The organism is Rufibacter psychrotolerans (genome assembly GCF_016924645.1).
Taxonomy (GTDB): domain Bacteria; phylum Bacteroidota; class Bacteroidia; order Cytophagales; family Hymenobacteraceae; genus Nibribacter; species Nibribacter psychrotolerans.
Genome location: NZ_JAFFJV010000009.1, coordinates 69332 through 85120, shown reverse-complemented (window position 1 = coordinate 85120; position 15789 = coordinate 69332). Strand labels below are relative to the sequence as shown.

The following is a 15789-nucleotide window of genomic DNA, read 5'->3' as shown; positions in this document are numbered from 1 at the left end:
TAGAAAGATAATGGCTGGTAATAATCCTAACAGCAAACCAATGAACCTGACGCTGAAAGTTTGGAGACAGAAGAACTTCCAATCAGCAGGTAAAATGGAGACCTACCAAGTAAAAGATATATCCCCGGAAATGTCTTTCCTGGAGATGATGGACGTGCTCAACGAAGATCTTCTCCGCCAGGGCATTGACCCGGTGGCGTTTGACCACGACTGCCGCGAAGGTATCTGCGGTATGTGCAGCTTGTACATCAACGGTCGGGCCCACGGGCCGGAGCGTGGCACCACCACTTGCCAGCTGCACATGCGTAAATTCAGCGACGGCGACACCATCACCATTGAGCCCTGGAGAGCGGGCCCGTTCCCGGTACTCAAAGACCTTTGCGTAGACCGCTCGGCCATGGACCGCATCCAGCAGGCGGGTGGTTACATCTCCGTAAATACGGGCGGTGTTCCGGACGCAAACGAAATTCCAATTCCCAAAGCCATCGCCGACAAGGCGTTTGACGCGGCAACCTGCATCCAGTGCGGCGCCTGTGTGGCGGCTTGTAAGAATGGTTCTGCCATGCTGTTTGTGAGTGCCAAGGTGTCTCAGCTGGCCTTGTTGCCGCAAGGAAAAGTGGAGCGCAAGACCCGCGTGGAGAACATGGTGGCCCAGATGGACAAAGAAGGCTTTGGCGCGTGTACCAACATTGGCTCCTGCGCGGCGGAGTGCCCGGTGGGTATTTCCCTGGAGAACATCGCCATGCTGAACCGCGAGTACATCAACGCCTCTTTCACGTCTGAGAACGTGTAAGTGTATTCCCATTGCAACAGAAAAGCGGAGCTTCCACCAGGAACGCTTCGCTTTTCTGTTTTAGGGCCCTTTTCTGAAATTCAGCCTCAAAACTGAGGGTTGCTACTGGTTCGGGCTGAGGTTGTAACCCAAATACCCGTAACTTTAGCCCCCGTTCACCGGTTGAACTGGCGTAAATGCGTTCCTGATGATCTTAATAATTTCCGGCACCAACAGACCCAACTCCATCACGCTCAAAGTAGCCACCCTGTATCAAGAGTTGCTTGCCCAAAGAGGACAGGCCTCTGAGATACTGGACTTGCAGGACCTTCCGCTGGACTTTGCCTCCCCCACCCTGTACAAAAGTGAGCTGTACTCCCAGGAGTTCCTGTCCCTCCGCCGCCGGGTGGCCCAGGCCGCCAAAATGGTGTTTGTGGTACCCGAGTACAACTGCTCCTATCCCGGCGTGCTGAAAGCCTTCATTGACGGGCTGGAGTACCCAGAGGCCCTGCGCCGCAAAAAAGGGGCCTTGGTGGGGTTGTCTACCGGGGGGCAGGGTGGCAACATTGCCCTGAGCCACCTCACCGATGTGCTCCACTACTGCGGTATGCACGTGCTGGCCCAGAAACCCAGGTTTCCGCACATCCACAAGCACATGCAGGAAGGTCAGTTCACCAACCCCTTGTACAAGCAGTTGCTGGAAGAACAGATAGAGGAACTGCTCGTCTTTTAGAGATGCATCCAGCATACCATTGCTGCTCCATTTTTATCAGGGACTCCCAAAAAAGAAGCCCGAAAACAAGATCTGTTTTCGGGCTTCTTTTTTAGAAACGGACTTAAAACGCTAGTCTACATTATCGTGCAGGAAACGGTTGTCTCCCAGAAGTTCGTTGTCGTCGTTCAGGTTGAAGCGGGAGATCTTCTGCTCGGCAGAAGGCGCCACATTCTCCAATTGCACGTTTCTGCGCAGGTATGCAGGCACCTCCAGTTTCTCCTTGATGGAGGCGTCTGAATAGGCATCGGCGCTTAATCTGCGGAGGCGCTCGCGGCGCTCGCTCATTTTGTCGTGCAGTGAGTGCCGGGTATCCTGCACCTCAGGGGCAAAGTAAATTTCTTCCTCCACAGGGGCGGCAGGGATTTCATTGGCCTCCAGGTCAAACACCTTTTTGTTCACCGGAGTCTCGGCCACTGGGGCTGGCGTACGCACGGGCTCGTTGGCCACCAACTGCGTGGCGGTAGCCGGCGGAGTAACGGTGTACGTAGCGGCAACTACTGGAGCGGCTGGCTCGGTAACTTCAACAGTTACTGCCTGAGGCTCAGTTGCTCCAACGGGTGTTCCGGCCTCAATATGCTTTTTTGCGGGGGGCAAGGTTATCAGTTCGCGGGCAAAACCCGTAGCAATCACGGTTACCCTGATGCTGGCGCCCAGCGTAGAGTCAATGCCGTGCCCGAAGATTACTTCAGCCTCATCGCCGGCTTTGTCCTGGATGTACTCGGTAATCTCGGTTAGTTCATCCATTTCCAGTTCGGCCTGGTCGCCGGACATGATGGAAAGCAGGATTTTCTGGGCCCCGTGGATGTCGGTGTTGTTCAGCAACGGTGAGGACAGCGACTCTTCGGCGGCGCGCAGGGCGCGGTTCTCGCCTTCCGTGATGGCAGATCCCATCACGGCTACGCCGGAGTCCTTCATCACCGTTTTCACGTCTTCAAAGTCCACGTTCACGTCTGAGGTCACCGTGATAATCTCGGCAATACTCTTGGCGGCGGTGGTTAAGACGTTATCTGCCTTGGCAAACGCGGCCCGGATGGGCAGGTTCCCGAACATTTCACGCAACCGGTCATTCAAGATAACTAGAACGGTGTCGCAGTTGTCGCTCAGTTCCTTGATCCCGTTATCGGCAGCGGTACGTTTCTTTTTTCCCTCAAAGGCAAAAGGAGCCGTTACAATGCCCACGGTTAGAATGTCCAGTTCCTTGGCCACCTTGGCAATGACCGGAGCGGCACCGGTACCGGTTCCGCCTCCCATTCCAGCAGTGATAAACACCATCTTGGTATGGGCACCCAGCAACTCCCTGATCTCCTCTTTGCTTTCCAAGGCAGCCTGCTTGCCACGCTCTGGGTTAGCGCCCGCGCCCAGTCCCTCAGTAAGGTTGGTACCAATCTGAAGTTTGTTAGGAACGCTGCTGCTTTTCAAGGCTTGTTCATCGGTATTGCACACCACAAACTCCACGTCCTTAATGCCTTGGTTGAACATGTGGTTCACGGCATTACTTCCTCCGCCGCCCACACCAATCACCTTGATGATGGACTTAGAGTGCGATGGCACATCAAACTTGTACGATGAAACACTCATGTTATCTCTCCTGAAATTACGCGTTAATAGTTTTGTTGCTTATCGTCAAAATCATCGATCAGCATGCCTTTGGTGCGCTCAAAGATCCTCTTAAAGAAGTCGCTGCCACCGCTGGATTTCTGAACTGGTTTGACTTCGTTCACCACCCGGTTCTCTACGTTGCTATTCGCGGCCATTTGGGTGTAGCGGTTAATGCGCTCATCCAGGGCCTGGTAACCTGCCAAAACTAAACCAACGGTAGTTGCATACATGGGGCTCTTCACAGAGTCTATCTTGCTCTTACCCAAATGCTCGTTCGGGTATCCGATACGGGCATCAAGGCCTGTCAAGTACTCTACTAATTGCACCAGGTTCTGCAGTTGCGCCCCGCCTCCGGTGATCACAACGCCTGCCGCCAATTGGTTGGCATACCCGCTTCTAACAATTTCTGAGTAAACGAGTTCAACAATTTCCTCCATTCTTGCCTCAATAATGAAAGCAAGGTTCTTGAGGGAAATCTCCTTGGGGGTCCGGTCCCGCAAGCCGGGAATAGAAACAATCTCATTCTCAGAGGCTTCGTCGGCGATGGCTTTGCCAAACCGCACCTTCAGTTGCTCGGCCTGGTTCTGCATGACCATGCAACCCTGCTTGATGTCTGAGGTGATAATGTTGCCCCCGAAAGGTAGAACCGCCGTATGGCGGATAATATTGTCTTTGAAAATAGCCAAATCTGTGGTACCGCCGCCAATGTCAATCAAGGCCACGCCGGCTTCGCGCTCTTCCTCGCTCAGCACCGACATGCAGGATGCCAAGGGCTCCAGAATAAGCTGGTCGATTTCTAATCCGGCCCGGGAGATACACTTGGTGATGTTGTTCACGGCGTTGGATTGCGCGGTGATGATGTGGAAGTTACCCTCCAGCCGCACGCCAGACATGCCCACGGGGTCCATGATACCGTCTTCGTAGTCTACTTTGTAGTCCTGCGGCATCACGTGGATGATCTCGCTGCCCGGCGGGGTCACCAGCCGGTACATGTCATTGGTAAGGCGGTTCACGTCCTCCACGGTGATCTCGCTGTCCAGAGAGGTGCGGGTGATGCTGCCGTTGTGCTGCAAGCTCTTGATATGCTGCCCGGCAATACCCACGTTCACCACCTTAATGTCAATGCCAGACTGTTCTTCTGCCTGCCTGATTGCCTTGCGGATGGCTTCCACGGTTTTATCAATGTTGCTCACCATGCCGCGCACCACTCCCTCAGAAACCGCTTTGCCCAAGCCAAGGATCTCCAGCTTGCCGTACTCGTTCTTTCTCCCTACCAGCGCGCAAATCTTGGTTGTTCCAATATCTAAGCCTACAACAATTTTGTCGTTCGTCATATCAATACCTATTCACAAATAATCTGATCCTTGTATTCAATGTTAATGCGGCTGTATTTATCCCAGCCCGCCACAGGCATCACTTCTTTATAGAAAATGAAAAGCTTCCTGAACTTCTCGGGCACATGCACCGGCTTTCCAAATTCTATCCGCTGGTCTCCCACCTGTGTCAAAAAACTCACTTTGCCTTTCTGGTCAATGTCCATCATGGCAAGTTGGGCGCTCCAGAAGTCGTCTTGCTCAATGTACTGCAGCAAAGACAGGTACGGCAAACCCACAGAGTCCTGAAAAAACGAGTTAGCCCTGGAGGGTGCCACCATTGAGTTTGTCACAGGAATGACATGGGCCGTGTACAGGGCAGACAAGGGAAGCTGGTTGCCTTCCTCATCCAGGTACACGTCCTTCTCAGTGCTTAGCAGCCGGGCAATGGGCCGGTTCTGCTGTATCGTGACATTGATATTCCCCTCCAGATCACGAGAGATCTCCGCTTGCTTTACAAATTTATGCGATTTGATTCGCATTTCAAGCCGCTTGAGATCAATCTCTTCTTTTTTCATTCCCACGAGCGGCCGACTGCCATTTCGGGTCAGCAACGCCATCACTTCCGACTCACTAAGAAAGTAATTGTTATACTCATTATCAATTTTAATATTGACTTTTTTGCATATTTTTTCCTCCTGTTTTGCTTTAGAAAATCCTGCCAAAAAAACAAATCCTCCTATACAAAAAGCCGCAAAAAGAAGCGCTTTTACCTTTCTATTCCACAACATGGCCCTTTTTCTCCAATAAGTTTTTAATCTCCGGAACCAGGGTGTCAATGTCACCTGCCCCTACGGTAGCTAACACATTAAAATCCAAATCTTTCCCTAGCTCCTGCAACACGTCTTCCTTGGACAAAAGCCGTTTCCTTGGCCCGGGCAACAGGTCAAATAGCAAGGCTGACGTAACGCCAGGAAGGGGTAGCTCGCGGGCCGGGTAGATATCTAAAAGCCAGACGTCATCTGCGATGCTCAGGCTTTGGGAAAATCCATCTAAAAAGTCGCGGGTGCGGGTAAATAAATGGGGCTGAAAAATTACTCTGAGCGTTTTTCCCGGGTACAACGCCCTAACCGAACGAAGGAATGCCTCTATCTCCCGGGGGTGGTGGGCATAATCATCTAAATATACTTTATTTTCGGTTATAAATACCTTTTCAAACCTTCTTTTTACCCCGGTATATTCCTCAATTCCGGCCTTGATTTTCTGGGCGGGTACGCCCACCAAGGCCACGGCCTGCGCTGCCGCCAGCACGTTCTCCACGTTGTGGAAGCCCGGCACCTGCAAAGCGGTTTCGGGCAGTTGGAAGTTCCGGCCCCGGGCCGAAAATCTCATGGCCCCATCGGCAATTCGCACGTCTGTCACGGTAAGTTCCTCCCCTTCCAACCCGTAGCGGATGACCGTCACCGTGGGATGCACCGCTTCGGCAATGGTCTGGTCGGCGGTATGGTTCAGGAGCAGGAACCCGTTGGGTTTGATCTGACCCACAAACTGACGGAACGACTCCACCAGCGCTTCCTTCTGGCCGTAGATGTCCAGGTGATCAGGGTCAGTGGAGGTCACAATGGCCAGGTCGGGGTGCAGGGTCAGGAAGGAACGGTCGTACTCATCGGCCTCCACCACGCAGAGGGCGCGGTCTTCTTCCTGGTGCGGCAACAGCAAGTTAGAACCCAGATCGGTGGAGATGCCGCCCAGGAACGCCGACGTGGAAACGCCGGCATGGTGCAGCAGGTGCGCCACCATAGAAGAAGTAGTGGTTTTGCCGTGGGTGCCCGCCACCGCTATGAGGTACTGGTCCTGGGTAAGCAGACCCAACACCTGCGAGCGCTTCATGATGGTAAAACCTTCCCGCTCCAGGTATTGCCGCTCTGCATGGGCAGCCGGCACGGCCGGGGTCAGCACCACCAGCGTTTCTGCCTTGTTTTCCCGAAAACGGGCCGGAATCAGCGCCACGTCATCTTCAAAGTGGATCTCGGCTCCCTCCTCCCCTAACTTTTGGGTGAGCGGCGTGGGCGTACGGTCATACCCGGCCACAGCGAAGCCTTTGGCCAGAAACCAACGGGCCAGGGCGCTCATTCCAATGCCCCCGATCCCTAGAAAGTAGATATGACGGTACTGACTCAGGTTCATTTCACCAGTTTTAATAGTTCCTGCACAATGGTCTCGGCGGCCTGCGGCCTTCCCAACTGCCCGATGTTCTCGCGCAGTGTTTCTTGCCTGGCCGGATCGTTGGCCAACGCAAACGCGGCATCCCAAAGTTGCTGGGCAGCTTCTGCGTCTTTCACTAAAACGGCCGCTTCTTTTTGCACCAGTGCCATGGCGTTTTTGGTCTGGTGGTCTTCAGCCACGTTGGGCGAAGGCACCAGAATTGACGGCTTTTTAGCCAGGCACAGCTCCGAGATAGACAGCGCCCCGGCGCGGGAAATCACCACATCGGCGGCGGCGTAGGCCAGGTCCATCCGTTTGATGAAATCAGAAGCTTTGATCTGGTCGGCCGCAAAACCTTTCACTGCCGCTTCGGCGGTTGGGTAGTAGACTTTGCCCGTTTGCCAGATGAGGTTGTAGCCCGCCTGCTGAATCTTCTGCAAGGCCAGTTCGGTGCTTTGGTTCAAGGTACGGGCCCCCAGGCTTCCGCCAATTACCAGAAAGGTCAGCCGATTAGGGTTTAGGCCGAAGTGGGCCATGGCCTCTTCGCGCTTTCCCTCCAGCTGGGTGATATCGCGCCGCACGGGGTTTCCGGTGAGCACAATCTTAGAGCTGGGGAAATACTTGTACATGCTGTCATAGGCCACGCAGACTTTGTCCACTTTGTCGGCCAGCAGCTTGTTGGTAATGCCCGCGTGCGAATTCTGCTCCTGTATGAGGGACGGAATCTGCAGTTTGGTGGCCGCGTACAGCAAAGGACCGCTGGCGTAACCGCCCACGCCCACCACGGCATCGGGCTTAAAGTCTTTGATGATCTTGTACGATTTTCTGATGCTGGAAATCACCTTCAGCGGGAACGACAGGTTGTCCATGGTGAGCCGGCGCTGCAAACCGCTGATCCAGAGGCCCACAATTTTATAGCCGGCCTCGGGCACGCGCGTCATCTCCATGCGGCCCTGCGCCCCCACAAACAAGATCTCGGCCATGGGGTGCAGGCGCTTGATCTCGTTGGCAATGGCAATGGCCGGGTAAATGTGCCCGCCGGTGCCGCCTCCGCTGATGATGAATCTGTACTCCTTGTTAGGCATGCGCAGGTACATTTACGGGTTTGTTCACCGCCGGCGCCGAGGCTTGTTTGGCCTCGTGCTCACTGCGGCTCACGCTCAAAATAATTCCGATGGAGATACCGGTGAAAATCAGCGAGGTACCTCCCATACTCAGCAGGGGCAACGGCAGACCGGTAATGGGACCCAACCCCACGGCCACGCCCATGTTTACCATGGCCTGAATGACCAGACTGAAACTAAGCCCCGCCGAGAGCAAGCCCCCAAAGGCCCCCAAACTGTTGGTCACCGCCATCATGCCCCGGTACAGGAAGGCCAGGTACAGGAACAGAATCACGGCGCCGCCCACCATACCGTATTCCTCAATAATGATGGCGTAGATAAAGTCTGAGTACGGGTGCGGCAACACGTTGCGCTGGTCTGAGTTACCCGGACCCTTGCCCAACACCCCGCCGGTGGCGATGGCGATGTACGACTGCTCCAACTGGAACACCGTCTGGTCTTTGTCCATGAAGTTCTCAATCCGGCTAATGGCTGTTTCCATCCGCTGTCCCAAGGTCAAGGCAATGGTTCCGAAGATGGCGCCCACCGCAATCATGGTCATGATGGGTCTCATGGGCACCCGCCCGATGAACATGAGCAAGATACAGGTCAGAAACAGGAGCAAACCGGTAGAGATGTTACTCATGGCAATGAGCCCGCAAATGAGCCCGCTCCACAGGAACAGCGGAATCAAGGTCTGCTTGGACTCAATGTTCATCTGGCGCTTGCTCAGAATACTGGCCAAATAAGAAATCAGGGCCAGTTTCGCCAAATCCGAAGGCTGGAAGGTCTGGTTGATGATGGGAATGGTGAGCCAACGCGAAGCCTCGTTGATGTTAGACCCTTTCAGGTAGGTATAAATCAACAGCGGCACCGAGAAAATCAGGGCCAGTAAGCTAAGCTTGGCATAATAGCGGTAATTGATTTTGTGCGCCAGCCACACAAAAGCCAGACCAATAAAAATCAGGCTGGAGTGTTTGAACAGGTAGTACTCGGTGTTACCGCCCATCTTTTTATACGCCAGCGTACCCGTGGCCGAATACACCACCGCAATACTGATGAGCCCGAAAGACAGGACGATTCCCCACAAAATCGGGTCGCCTTTGAGATTGTCGCGAAGCCAGTTCTTGATAGGTGTCATGCTACGGTAGGTTTAAGGGCGGCTACTGCCTGGGCAAATGCCCTACCCCGGTGTTCATAATTGTTGAATAAGTCAAAGCTGGCACAGGCCGGCGACAACAGCACCACATCACCGGCTTCGGCAAAATCTTTGGCCAGTTGCACCGCCTCGTTCACATCCTGGGTCTCCACCATTTTGGGGCCGAAATCTGAAAAAGCGGCCAAAATCTTGCTGTTGTCCACGCCCAGGCACACAATGGCTTTCACCTTCTGGCGCACCAGGGGGAGCAACGGAGTATAGTCATTGCCCTTATCGGTACCGCCCACTACCCACACAATGGGTTCGTTGATGCCGTCCAGCGCATACCAAACCGCTTCCACGTTGGTCGCCTTGGAGTCATTGATGAACCGAACGCCCTCTATTTCCCCAACTGGTTGCAGGCGGTGGTCTGCGTTCCGGAACGTGCCCAGGGCTTCTTCTATCTGGCTCGGCGCAATGCCTGCCAGCAACGCAGCTCCAACCGCAGCCATGGTGTTGTATTGGTTGTGCTGCCCGATGAGCGGCGAAGCCGAGGTATCTATTTTAGTGGTGTTTCCTGAAAAAGAGGCCAGAATCGCTTGCCCTTCAAATTTCAGAGCCAAGCCTTCTGCCTCTTTCAACCCGAACGCTAGCGGCGTTCCTGGTACTTCGTGCAAAGCCCGGTACTTCTGGATTTCGGCATCGTCCTGGTTGAACAGGAAGAAATCGCCAGCGGTCATGTTCTGCGCAATCCGGAACTTGGAGGCGGCATATTTTTCCATCTGATACTCGTAGCGGTCCAGGTGGTCGGGGGTGATGTTCAGCAGAATGCCCACGTGCGCCCTGAACTGGTACATGTTGTCCAACTGGAAGCTGCTCAGCTCCACCACGTAGTAGTCATAGCCGCCTTCCAGCACCTTGCCAGCCAGGCTTTCGCCCACGTTTCCGGCCAGCGCCACGTTCAGGCCCGCACTTTTCAACAGGTGGTAAGTCAAGAGCGTAGTGGTGGTTTTGCCGTTGGTGCCCGTGATGCAGATGAACTTGCCCGAGGCGTACCGCCCCGCAAACTCAATCTCCGAGATCACGGGGATGTTTCTTTCCACCGCACCCTGGATGACCGGTGCCTTATCCGGAATGCCCGGACTCTTGATGATTTCCTGGGCGGCATAGATCTGCTCCAGCGTATGCGTGCCTTCCTCAAAAGAGATCTGCGCCTGAGTCAGTTGCTGCCGGTACTTCTCGGCAATGGAACCGCGGTCTGAGACGAACACGTCATAGCCCTTGGCCTGCGCCAACAAGGCTGCTCCCACGCCGCTCTCCCCTGCTCCTAGTATGGCTATTTTCTGCATTGCTTATTTTTTAATTCAATCTTGTAGTAAGCGTCTTTTCTAAAACAGAATCCTAAATCATTTCCTCCTACCCTCTCCTACTCTGAGCTTTTCTTTCTGTCATCCTGAAAGGATCTTGGTCGCGAACGGTAGTGGCGCAATCACAACTGTCCTTCCAGTTTGCCCACAAGATCCTTTCAGGATGACAGCGGCGGGTCTGTTTTGGGCCTGATTTCTATAAATCAGGCCCAAACCGGTTATCTCAACTTCAAGGTTACCAGCGTCAGAATAGCCAGCATGATGCCCACCGTCCAGAACCTTGACACGATCTTGGATTCATGGTAGCCCAGTTTCTGATAGTGGTGGTGCAGTGGTGACATCTTGAAGATGCGTCGGCCCTCCCCGTATTTCTTCTTGGTGTATTTGAAGTAGCTCACCTGCAGCATCACCGAGAGGTTCTCCACCAGGAAAATGCCGCACAGGATGGGGATTAAGAGCTCTTTTCTTAAAATCAGGGCTAAAACGGCTATGATTCCGCCAATAGACAAGCTGCCCGTATCGCCCATGAACACCTGCGCCGGGTAGGAGTTGTACCACAAAAAGCCCACGCAGGCCCCCACAAAGGCGGTACAGAATATCACCAGCTCGCCGGTGTTGGGGATGTACATGATATCAAAGTAATCGGCGAAGATGGAGTTACCCGACACCCAGGCGAACACCGCCAACGTAGTCCCGATGATGGCCGAAGTTCCTGCCGCCAGTCCGTCAATGCCGTCGGTGATGTTGGCGCCGTTGGATACCGCCGTGATGATGATGATCACCAACGGGATGTACAGAAACCGCGCGTACGACCCCAGCAGCGGGCTCGCGAAGCTGAAGAACTGGTGGTAGTCCAGCTCGTTGTTCTTGGTAAAAGGCACCGTGGTAATCATTTTGCGCACATCAGTGAAAGTGCTGGACACGTCAATGGCGGTCAGGCCCTTGGCCGTGAGGTATTGGCGCACTACTACGTCCTCTGAGAAAAACAGCGTGAGGCCCACAATCAGGCCCAGGCCCACCTGGCCCATCACCTTGAACTTACCGGCCAAGCCTTCCTTGTTCTTGCGAAACACCTTGATGTAGTCGTCCAGAAAGCCGATGGCCCCCAGCCAAACCGTTGACACAAGCATCAGGATAATGTACACGTTGTTGAGGCGGGCAAACAAAAGGGTAGGCAACAAGATGGCCAGCAAGATGATGAGCCCGCCCATGGTAGGCGTGCCTTTCTTCTCCAGCTGCCCCTCCAGACCCAGGTCGCGGATAGACTCGCCCACTTGCTTGCGCTGCAGCAACCGGATCAGGCGCCCGCCAAAGATCATGGCGATCAACAGCGACAAAAGTGCCGCCAATCCCGCCCGGAACGAGATGTAGCGCATCACGCCCGCGCCGTACAGGTCAAATTGTCTGTCTAAAAAATCAAAAAGGTAATAAAGCATTCGTTTCTGTTTATCGAGGGAAAAGGACCTGTAACCAGGCCCGCTTCCATTCAACTTCTATTCTTCAAAGGCGCTTTTCCTACTTCTGCAGCAAGGCAAACGATTCCTGCAGCACCTGCTTGTCGTCAAACGGCAACCTCACGCCCTTCACTTCCTGGTAGGTTTCATGGCCTTTGCCCGCCACCAGAATAATGTCATCGGCCTCGGCCAGCAGCACGGCGGTTTTAATGGCCTCCCGCCGGTCCACCACCGACAAGGCCTTTTTCAGGTCGGTCTGTTTCACGCCGGTCTGCATCTGGTTCAGGATTTCCTGCGGATCTTCGTCGCGCGGGTTGTCTGAGGTCAGGATCACGCGGTCGCTCATACGAGCGGCAATGTCGGCCATTACGGGGCGCTTGGCCGCATCGCGGTTGCCGCCGCAGCCCACCACAGTGATCACCTTCTGCTCCGGCTTCCGGATCTGGCTGATGGTCTGCAACACGTTCTCCAGCGCGTCTGGCGTGTGGGCGTAGTCCACAATGCCGGTGATCTTGCCGGGCGACACCACATAGTCGAACCGTCCGGCGGCCGAAGTAAGGCTGGAAAGACTGGCCAGCACCTCCTGCTTGTCCTCACCCAACAGGGTAGCTGCGCCGTACACGGCCAAGAGGTTATAAGCGTTGAACGTCCCAATCAGCCTGAACCAAACCTCCTGCCCTTCCAGCTCCAGCTGCAAACCCTGAATGGAGTTGTCCAGCAAGCGGGCTTTGAAATCGGCTTCCTTGCGCAGGGCGTAGGTGTATTTGGTGGCTTTGGTGTTCTGCAGCATCACCATGGCGCGTTTGTCATCGGCGTTCACCAGGGCGAAGGCTTTTTTGCCTAAATGGTCAAAAAACAGCTTCTTGGCCCGGATGTACTCTTCAAAGGTGCCGTGGTAGTCTAGGTGGTCGTGGGTAATGTTGGTGAACACGGCGCCGGTGAACTGCACACCCGTGACGCGGTGCTGCACCAGAGCGTGGGAGCTCACCTCCATAAACGCGTGGGTACAGCCGGCCTTCACCATCTGCGCCAGCAGGCTCTGCAGCGTAATGGCATCGGGGGTGGTGTGCGAGGCCGGGATCACGGTCTCGTTGATCTGGTTCTGCACGGTAGAGAGTAACCCGGCATTGTAGCCCAGGTCACGGTACAGCTTGTGCAGCAGGGTCACGCAGGTGGTTTTGCCGTTGGTGCCGGTCACGCCCACCAGTTTCAGTTTCTTAGACGGATTGCCGTAGAACTCAGCGGCCACGTAGCCCATGGCCTCCGCGGCGTTGGGCACCTGCACAAAGGTCACCTGCTCCGGGGCGTTTTGGGGCAGTTTTTCGCAAAACACCACCGAAACGCCCTGCGCCACCGCGGCATCAATAAAATCGTGCCCGTCGCGCAGGGTGCCCCTGATCGCAAAGAAAGCCACGCCCGGCCCTGCCTGACGAGAATCCATTGTTAACGCAGAAAGCTCGGGGTTACTGGGCCCGAGCAATTGCGTTGACTGGAGTACCTGAACCAGGTGTTTTAGTTGCGCCATGTCTACTTAGTGTAATGGTAATGATGGATCCTTTGGCCACCGGCTCTCCCGGCGGCAGGCTTTGGCTCTCTACCCGCCCCAGCCCAATGGCCCGTACTTTGAGGCCGTGGTTGCCCAGCAGGTAGAGGGCGTCTTTCAGGGTCATGTCGGTGACGTCGGGCACCCGACCCATTTTCACCGGCACCGGTTTTAGCGCCACCGAATGCGTCTGGGTATCTACCCGCACCCAGTCCTCCTCGGGGCTGAGCGGGTGGGCACTGATGCCCAGCTTGTTGCAAAGGATGGTGAGTTCTTCCTGGTTTCCGGCGTGCAACACCGGCAGTTTGGGTTTAACCCCGGCAGGCCGCCGCACCATGGGCGCATGGATGGCCAAATCCTGGGCGTAGGCTTTGTCGGCCAGCTCGCGAAACACCGGTGCGGCCACGTCACCGCCGTACTGGGCACCCTTCTGCGGGTTGTCAATGATCACGATGCAGCTGTATTTGGGCCGGTCTGCCGGAAAATAGCCCACAAACGAGGTGGAGTACTTACGGGTGTATTGGCCGTTGATTACCTTACGGGCGGTACCGGTCTTGCCGGCCACCTTGTAGTCTTTGCTGCGCACGTTCTTACCGGTGCCGTTTTCCACCACGCCTTCCATCATCTGCTTCAGCTGGGCCAGGGTCTCGTCTGAGCAGATCTTGGGGTCCAGCACCTTGGTCTCAAACTGCTCCAGCACGTGGTCGGCGCGCTTGATGCTTTTCACAATCATGGGCTGCACTTTCACGCCATTGTTGGCCACGGCGTTGTAAAAGGCCAGCGTCTGCAACGGGGAGATTTTCAGCTCATACCCGATGGACATGGTGGAGAGCGACGGACGGCTCCAGCTGCGGTCTTTGGGGGTTTTGATGTACGGCACGGCCTCCCCGTTCATCTGGAAACCCAGCGGCTTGTGCAGCCCGAATTTGTGCAGGTAGTCTACGTACTTCTGCGGGTTCTTCTCAAAGGTCTGCTGAATGAGCTTGGCCACGCCCACGTTGGAAGACTTCTCAAACACCTGCAGCAGGGTGATCTTGCCATACCCGTGTGTATCGGTTTTCACGGCTCCGCCAATGCGCTCAGAGCCCACGCCGGTATCTACGGTGTCGGTGAGCTTCATGTCGGTTTCCTCCAGCAGGGCCATCATGGAGGCCAGCTTAAAGGTGGAGCCCGGCTCGGTGCGGCCCTGGTTCCCCACGGCGTAGTTGTAATCCTCCACGTACACGCCCTCGCCGGCTTTGCCCAGGTTGGCAATGGCCTTGATGTGTCCGGTGCTTACCTCCATCAGGATCACGCAGCCGTGGTGGGCATCATTGAGGGTCAGCACTCTTCTCAGGGCGCTCTCGGCCACGTCCTGCAGGTTAATGTCAATGGTGGTCTGGATGTCAAACCCCGGCATGGGCTTCACCTCGGTACCGTCGTTGATGGGCTTGTTGCCGCCCGCCATGCGCTCATACAGGGCTTCGCCGTCTTTGCCGGCCAGGTGCCGGTTAAAGCTGTACTCCAGGCCTGCGCCTTTCTTGTCTTCGTTGATAAACCCAATGGTACGGCGCGCCAGCGACCCGAACGGCAGGAACCGGCGGTCCAGCTTTTCAAAGATTACGCCACCTCGGTTCTTCCCGGCCCGGAAGATGGGCCACTTGGCCATCATTTTCTTGTCCTGGTAGTTGATGAGGCGGCTGTTCAGGCGCACGTACTTGCGCCCGGCACTGCGGGCGTTCTTGATCTTGCGCTTGTAGTGCTCGGCAGAACGGTCGCCGTAGAAGCGCGAAAGGTGAATGGCCAGCGAGTCAATGCCCTTGGCGAACACATTGTCTGGGGAGATGGTAGGGTCAAACGCCACGCGGTAGAACGGCAATGACGTGGCCATGATGCGGTCATCGTTGGAGTAGATGTTGCCGCGGGTGGCAAACACCGGCTGGTAGTGGAACCGCTTCTCATTGGCGATCTCGCGCCAGCGGTCCCCATCCTTGAGTTGGATGTAGCCTACCTTGTAGATAATGGCGAACGCAAAAAGACAGATAGCCAGAAAGGCCACCCGCACTCGCGTGACGATGGACCTCTTAATATTCATCTTTCTTGAGAACTACTTGAATGGGTGGCGTGGAGCTTTCAACAATGCCGTAGGGAGCCACGTTGCGGGCTACCTCAGACTGTTTACTGGCTTCCATGTAATCAGATTTCAGGGTGGTGTAGTCGGCCCGCAGGTCTTCGGTCTCGGCCTTGGTTTTGTCAATCTGCCGCAGGGTGCGCTCGGCGTAGTGCGTGTTGCCAATGTAGAAGAGCACCACCACCATCAGGAACAACACCTTGGGCAGGTAGCGCACCGGAAGACCCTCGGCGAAGAACCAGTCTACCTTGGTATAGCGGTCCAGCAGCTCAAACAGACTGGTGCCTTTCTGACGCGGCGGTTTGGCCGGACGCGGCTGCTCTGCCTGGGGCACCACCCGTACGGTGTTTGCCTTAGGCCGATTCACTTGCGGACGTACAGTATTGACTGCCATAACTAAAATCGTAAAA

13 protein-coding genes are annotated in these 15789 nt (G+C 55.3%); 2 read left to right on the top strand and 11 right to left on the bottom strand.

What is annotated here, in order from left to right:
* Nucleotides 1-40 precede the first annotated feature (40 nt).
* The gene (locus JT718_RS09475) at nucleotides 41-793 is read left to right on the top strand and encodes a succinate dehydrogenase/fumarate reductase iron-sulfur subunit (RefSeq protein ID WP_205502065.1); all 753 of its coding nucleotides are present in this window, start codon (nucleotides 41-43) and stop codon (nucleotides 791-793) included.
* 187 nt (nucleotides 794-980) lie between these two features.
* Nucleotides 981-1505 carry an NADPH-dependent FMN reductase gene (locus tag JT718_RS09470; protein WP_205502063.1) on the top strand — a complete coding sequence of 175 codons (525 nt, stop codon included), beginning with the start codon at nucleotides 981-983 and terminating at the stop codon, nucleotides 1503-1505.
* Between the two features lie 111 nt (nucleotides 1506-1616).
* Here JT718_RS09470 and ftsZ read toward each other — a convergent pair whose 3' ends face one another.
* The 11 genes from ftsZ to JT718_RS09415 form a co-directional block, all read right to left on the bottom strand.
* Nucleotides 1617-3125 (bottom strand): cell division protein FtsZ, encoded by a 1509-nt coding sequence (ftsZ, locus tag JT718_RS09465; protein WP_205502062.1) that lies wholly within the window; start codon nucleotides 3123-3125, stop codon nucleotides 1617-1619.
* Between the two features lie 23 nt (nucleotides 3126-3148).
* Nucleotides 3149-4480: a cell division protein FtsA gene (ftsA, locus tag JT718_RS09460; RefSeq protein ID WP_205502060.1), complete on the bottom strand. Its 1332-nt coding sequence runs from the start codon at nucleotides 4478-4480 to the stop codon at nucleotides 3149-3151.
* 8 nt (nucleotides 4481-4488) lie between these two features.
* Entirely contained in the window at nucleotides 4489-5250 is a 762-nt protein-coding gene (locus JT718_RS09455; protein WP_205502058.1) for a cell division protein FtsQ/DivIB, read from the bottom strand.
* Nucleotides 5237-6646: a UDP-N-acetylmuramate--L-alanine ligase gene (murC, locus tag JT718_RS09450; RefSeq protein WP_205502057.1), complete on the bottom strand. Its 1410-nt coding sequence runs from the start codon at nucleotides 6644-6646 to the stop codon at nucleotides 5237-5239. Before murC ends, JT718_RS09455 begins: the two co-directional genes overlap by 14 nt.
* A complete protein-coding gene (gene murG, locus JT718_RS09445) occupies nucleotides 6643-7749 on the bottom strand; it encodes an undecaprenyldiphospho-muramoylpentapeptide beta-N-acetylglucosaminyltransferase (RefSeq protein WP_205502055.1) in 1107 nt (368 codons plus the stop codon). The genes murC and murG overlap by 4 nt, the downstream gene beginning before the upstream one ends.
* The gene (locus JT718_RS09440) at nucleotides 7742-8908 is read right to left on the bottom strand and encodes an FtsW/RodA/SpoVE family cell cycle protein (protein ID WP_205502053.1); all 1167 of its coding nucleotides are present in this window, start codon (nucleotides 8906-8908) and stop codon (nucleotides 7742-7744) included. The genes murG and JT718_RS09440 overlap by 8 nt, the downstream gene beginning before the upstream one ends.
* Nucleotides 8905-10254, bottom strand: coding sequence for a UDP-N-acetylmuramoyl-L-alanine--D-glutamate ligase (gene murD, locus JT718_RS09435; RefSeq protein ID WP_205502052.1), 1350 nt, complete (start codon nucleotides 10252-10254; stop codon nucleotides 8905-8907). Before murD ends, JT718_RS09440 begins: the two co-directional genes overlap by 4 nt.
* A 236-nt stretch (nucleotides 10255-10490) precedes the next feature.
* The gene (gene mraY / locus JT718_RS09430) at nucleotides 10491-11708 is read right to left on the bottom strand and encodes a phospho-N-acetylmuramoyl-pentapeptide-transferase (protein ID WP_205502050.1); all 1218 of its coding nucleotides are present in this window, start codon (nucleotides 11706-11708) and stop codon (nucleotides 10491-10493) included.
* A 79-nt stretch (nucleotides 11709-11787) separates the two neighbouring features.
* Nucleotides 11788-13251: a UDP-N-acetylmuramoyl-L-alanyl-D-glutamate--2,6-diaminopimelate ligase gene (locus JT718_RS09425; protein WP_205502048.1), complete on the bottom strand. Its 1464-nt coding sequence runs from the start codon at nucleotides 13249-13251 to the stop codon at nucleotides 11788-11790.
* Nucleotides 13190-15343, bottom strand: a complete 2154-nt coding sequence (locus tag JT718_RS09420) for a PASTA domain-containing penicillin-binding protein (protein ID WP_205502045.1) — start codon at nucleotides 15341-15343, stop codon at nucleotides 13190-13192. Before JT718_RS09420 ends, JT718_RS09425 begins: the two co-directional genes overlap by 62 nt.
* Complete coding sequence (locus tag JT718_RS09415; RefSeq protein WP_205502043.1) at nucleotides 15333-15773, bottom strand: FtsL-like putative cell division protein; 441 nt, start codon at nucleotides 15771-15773, stop codon at nucleotides 15333-15335. Before JT718_RS09415 ends, JT718_RS09420 begins: the two co-directional genes overlap by 11 nt.
* Nucleotides 15774-15789: the final 16 nt, after the last annotated feature.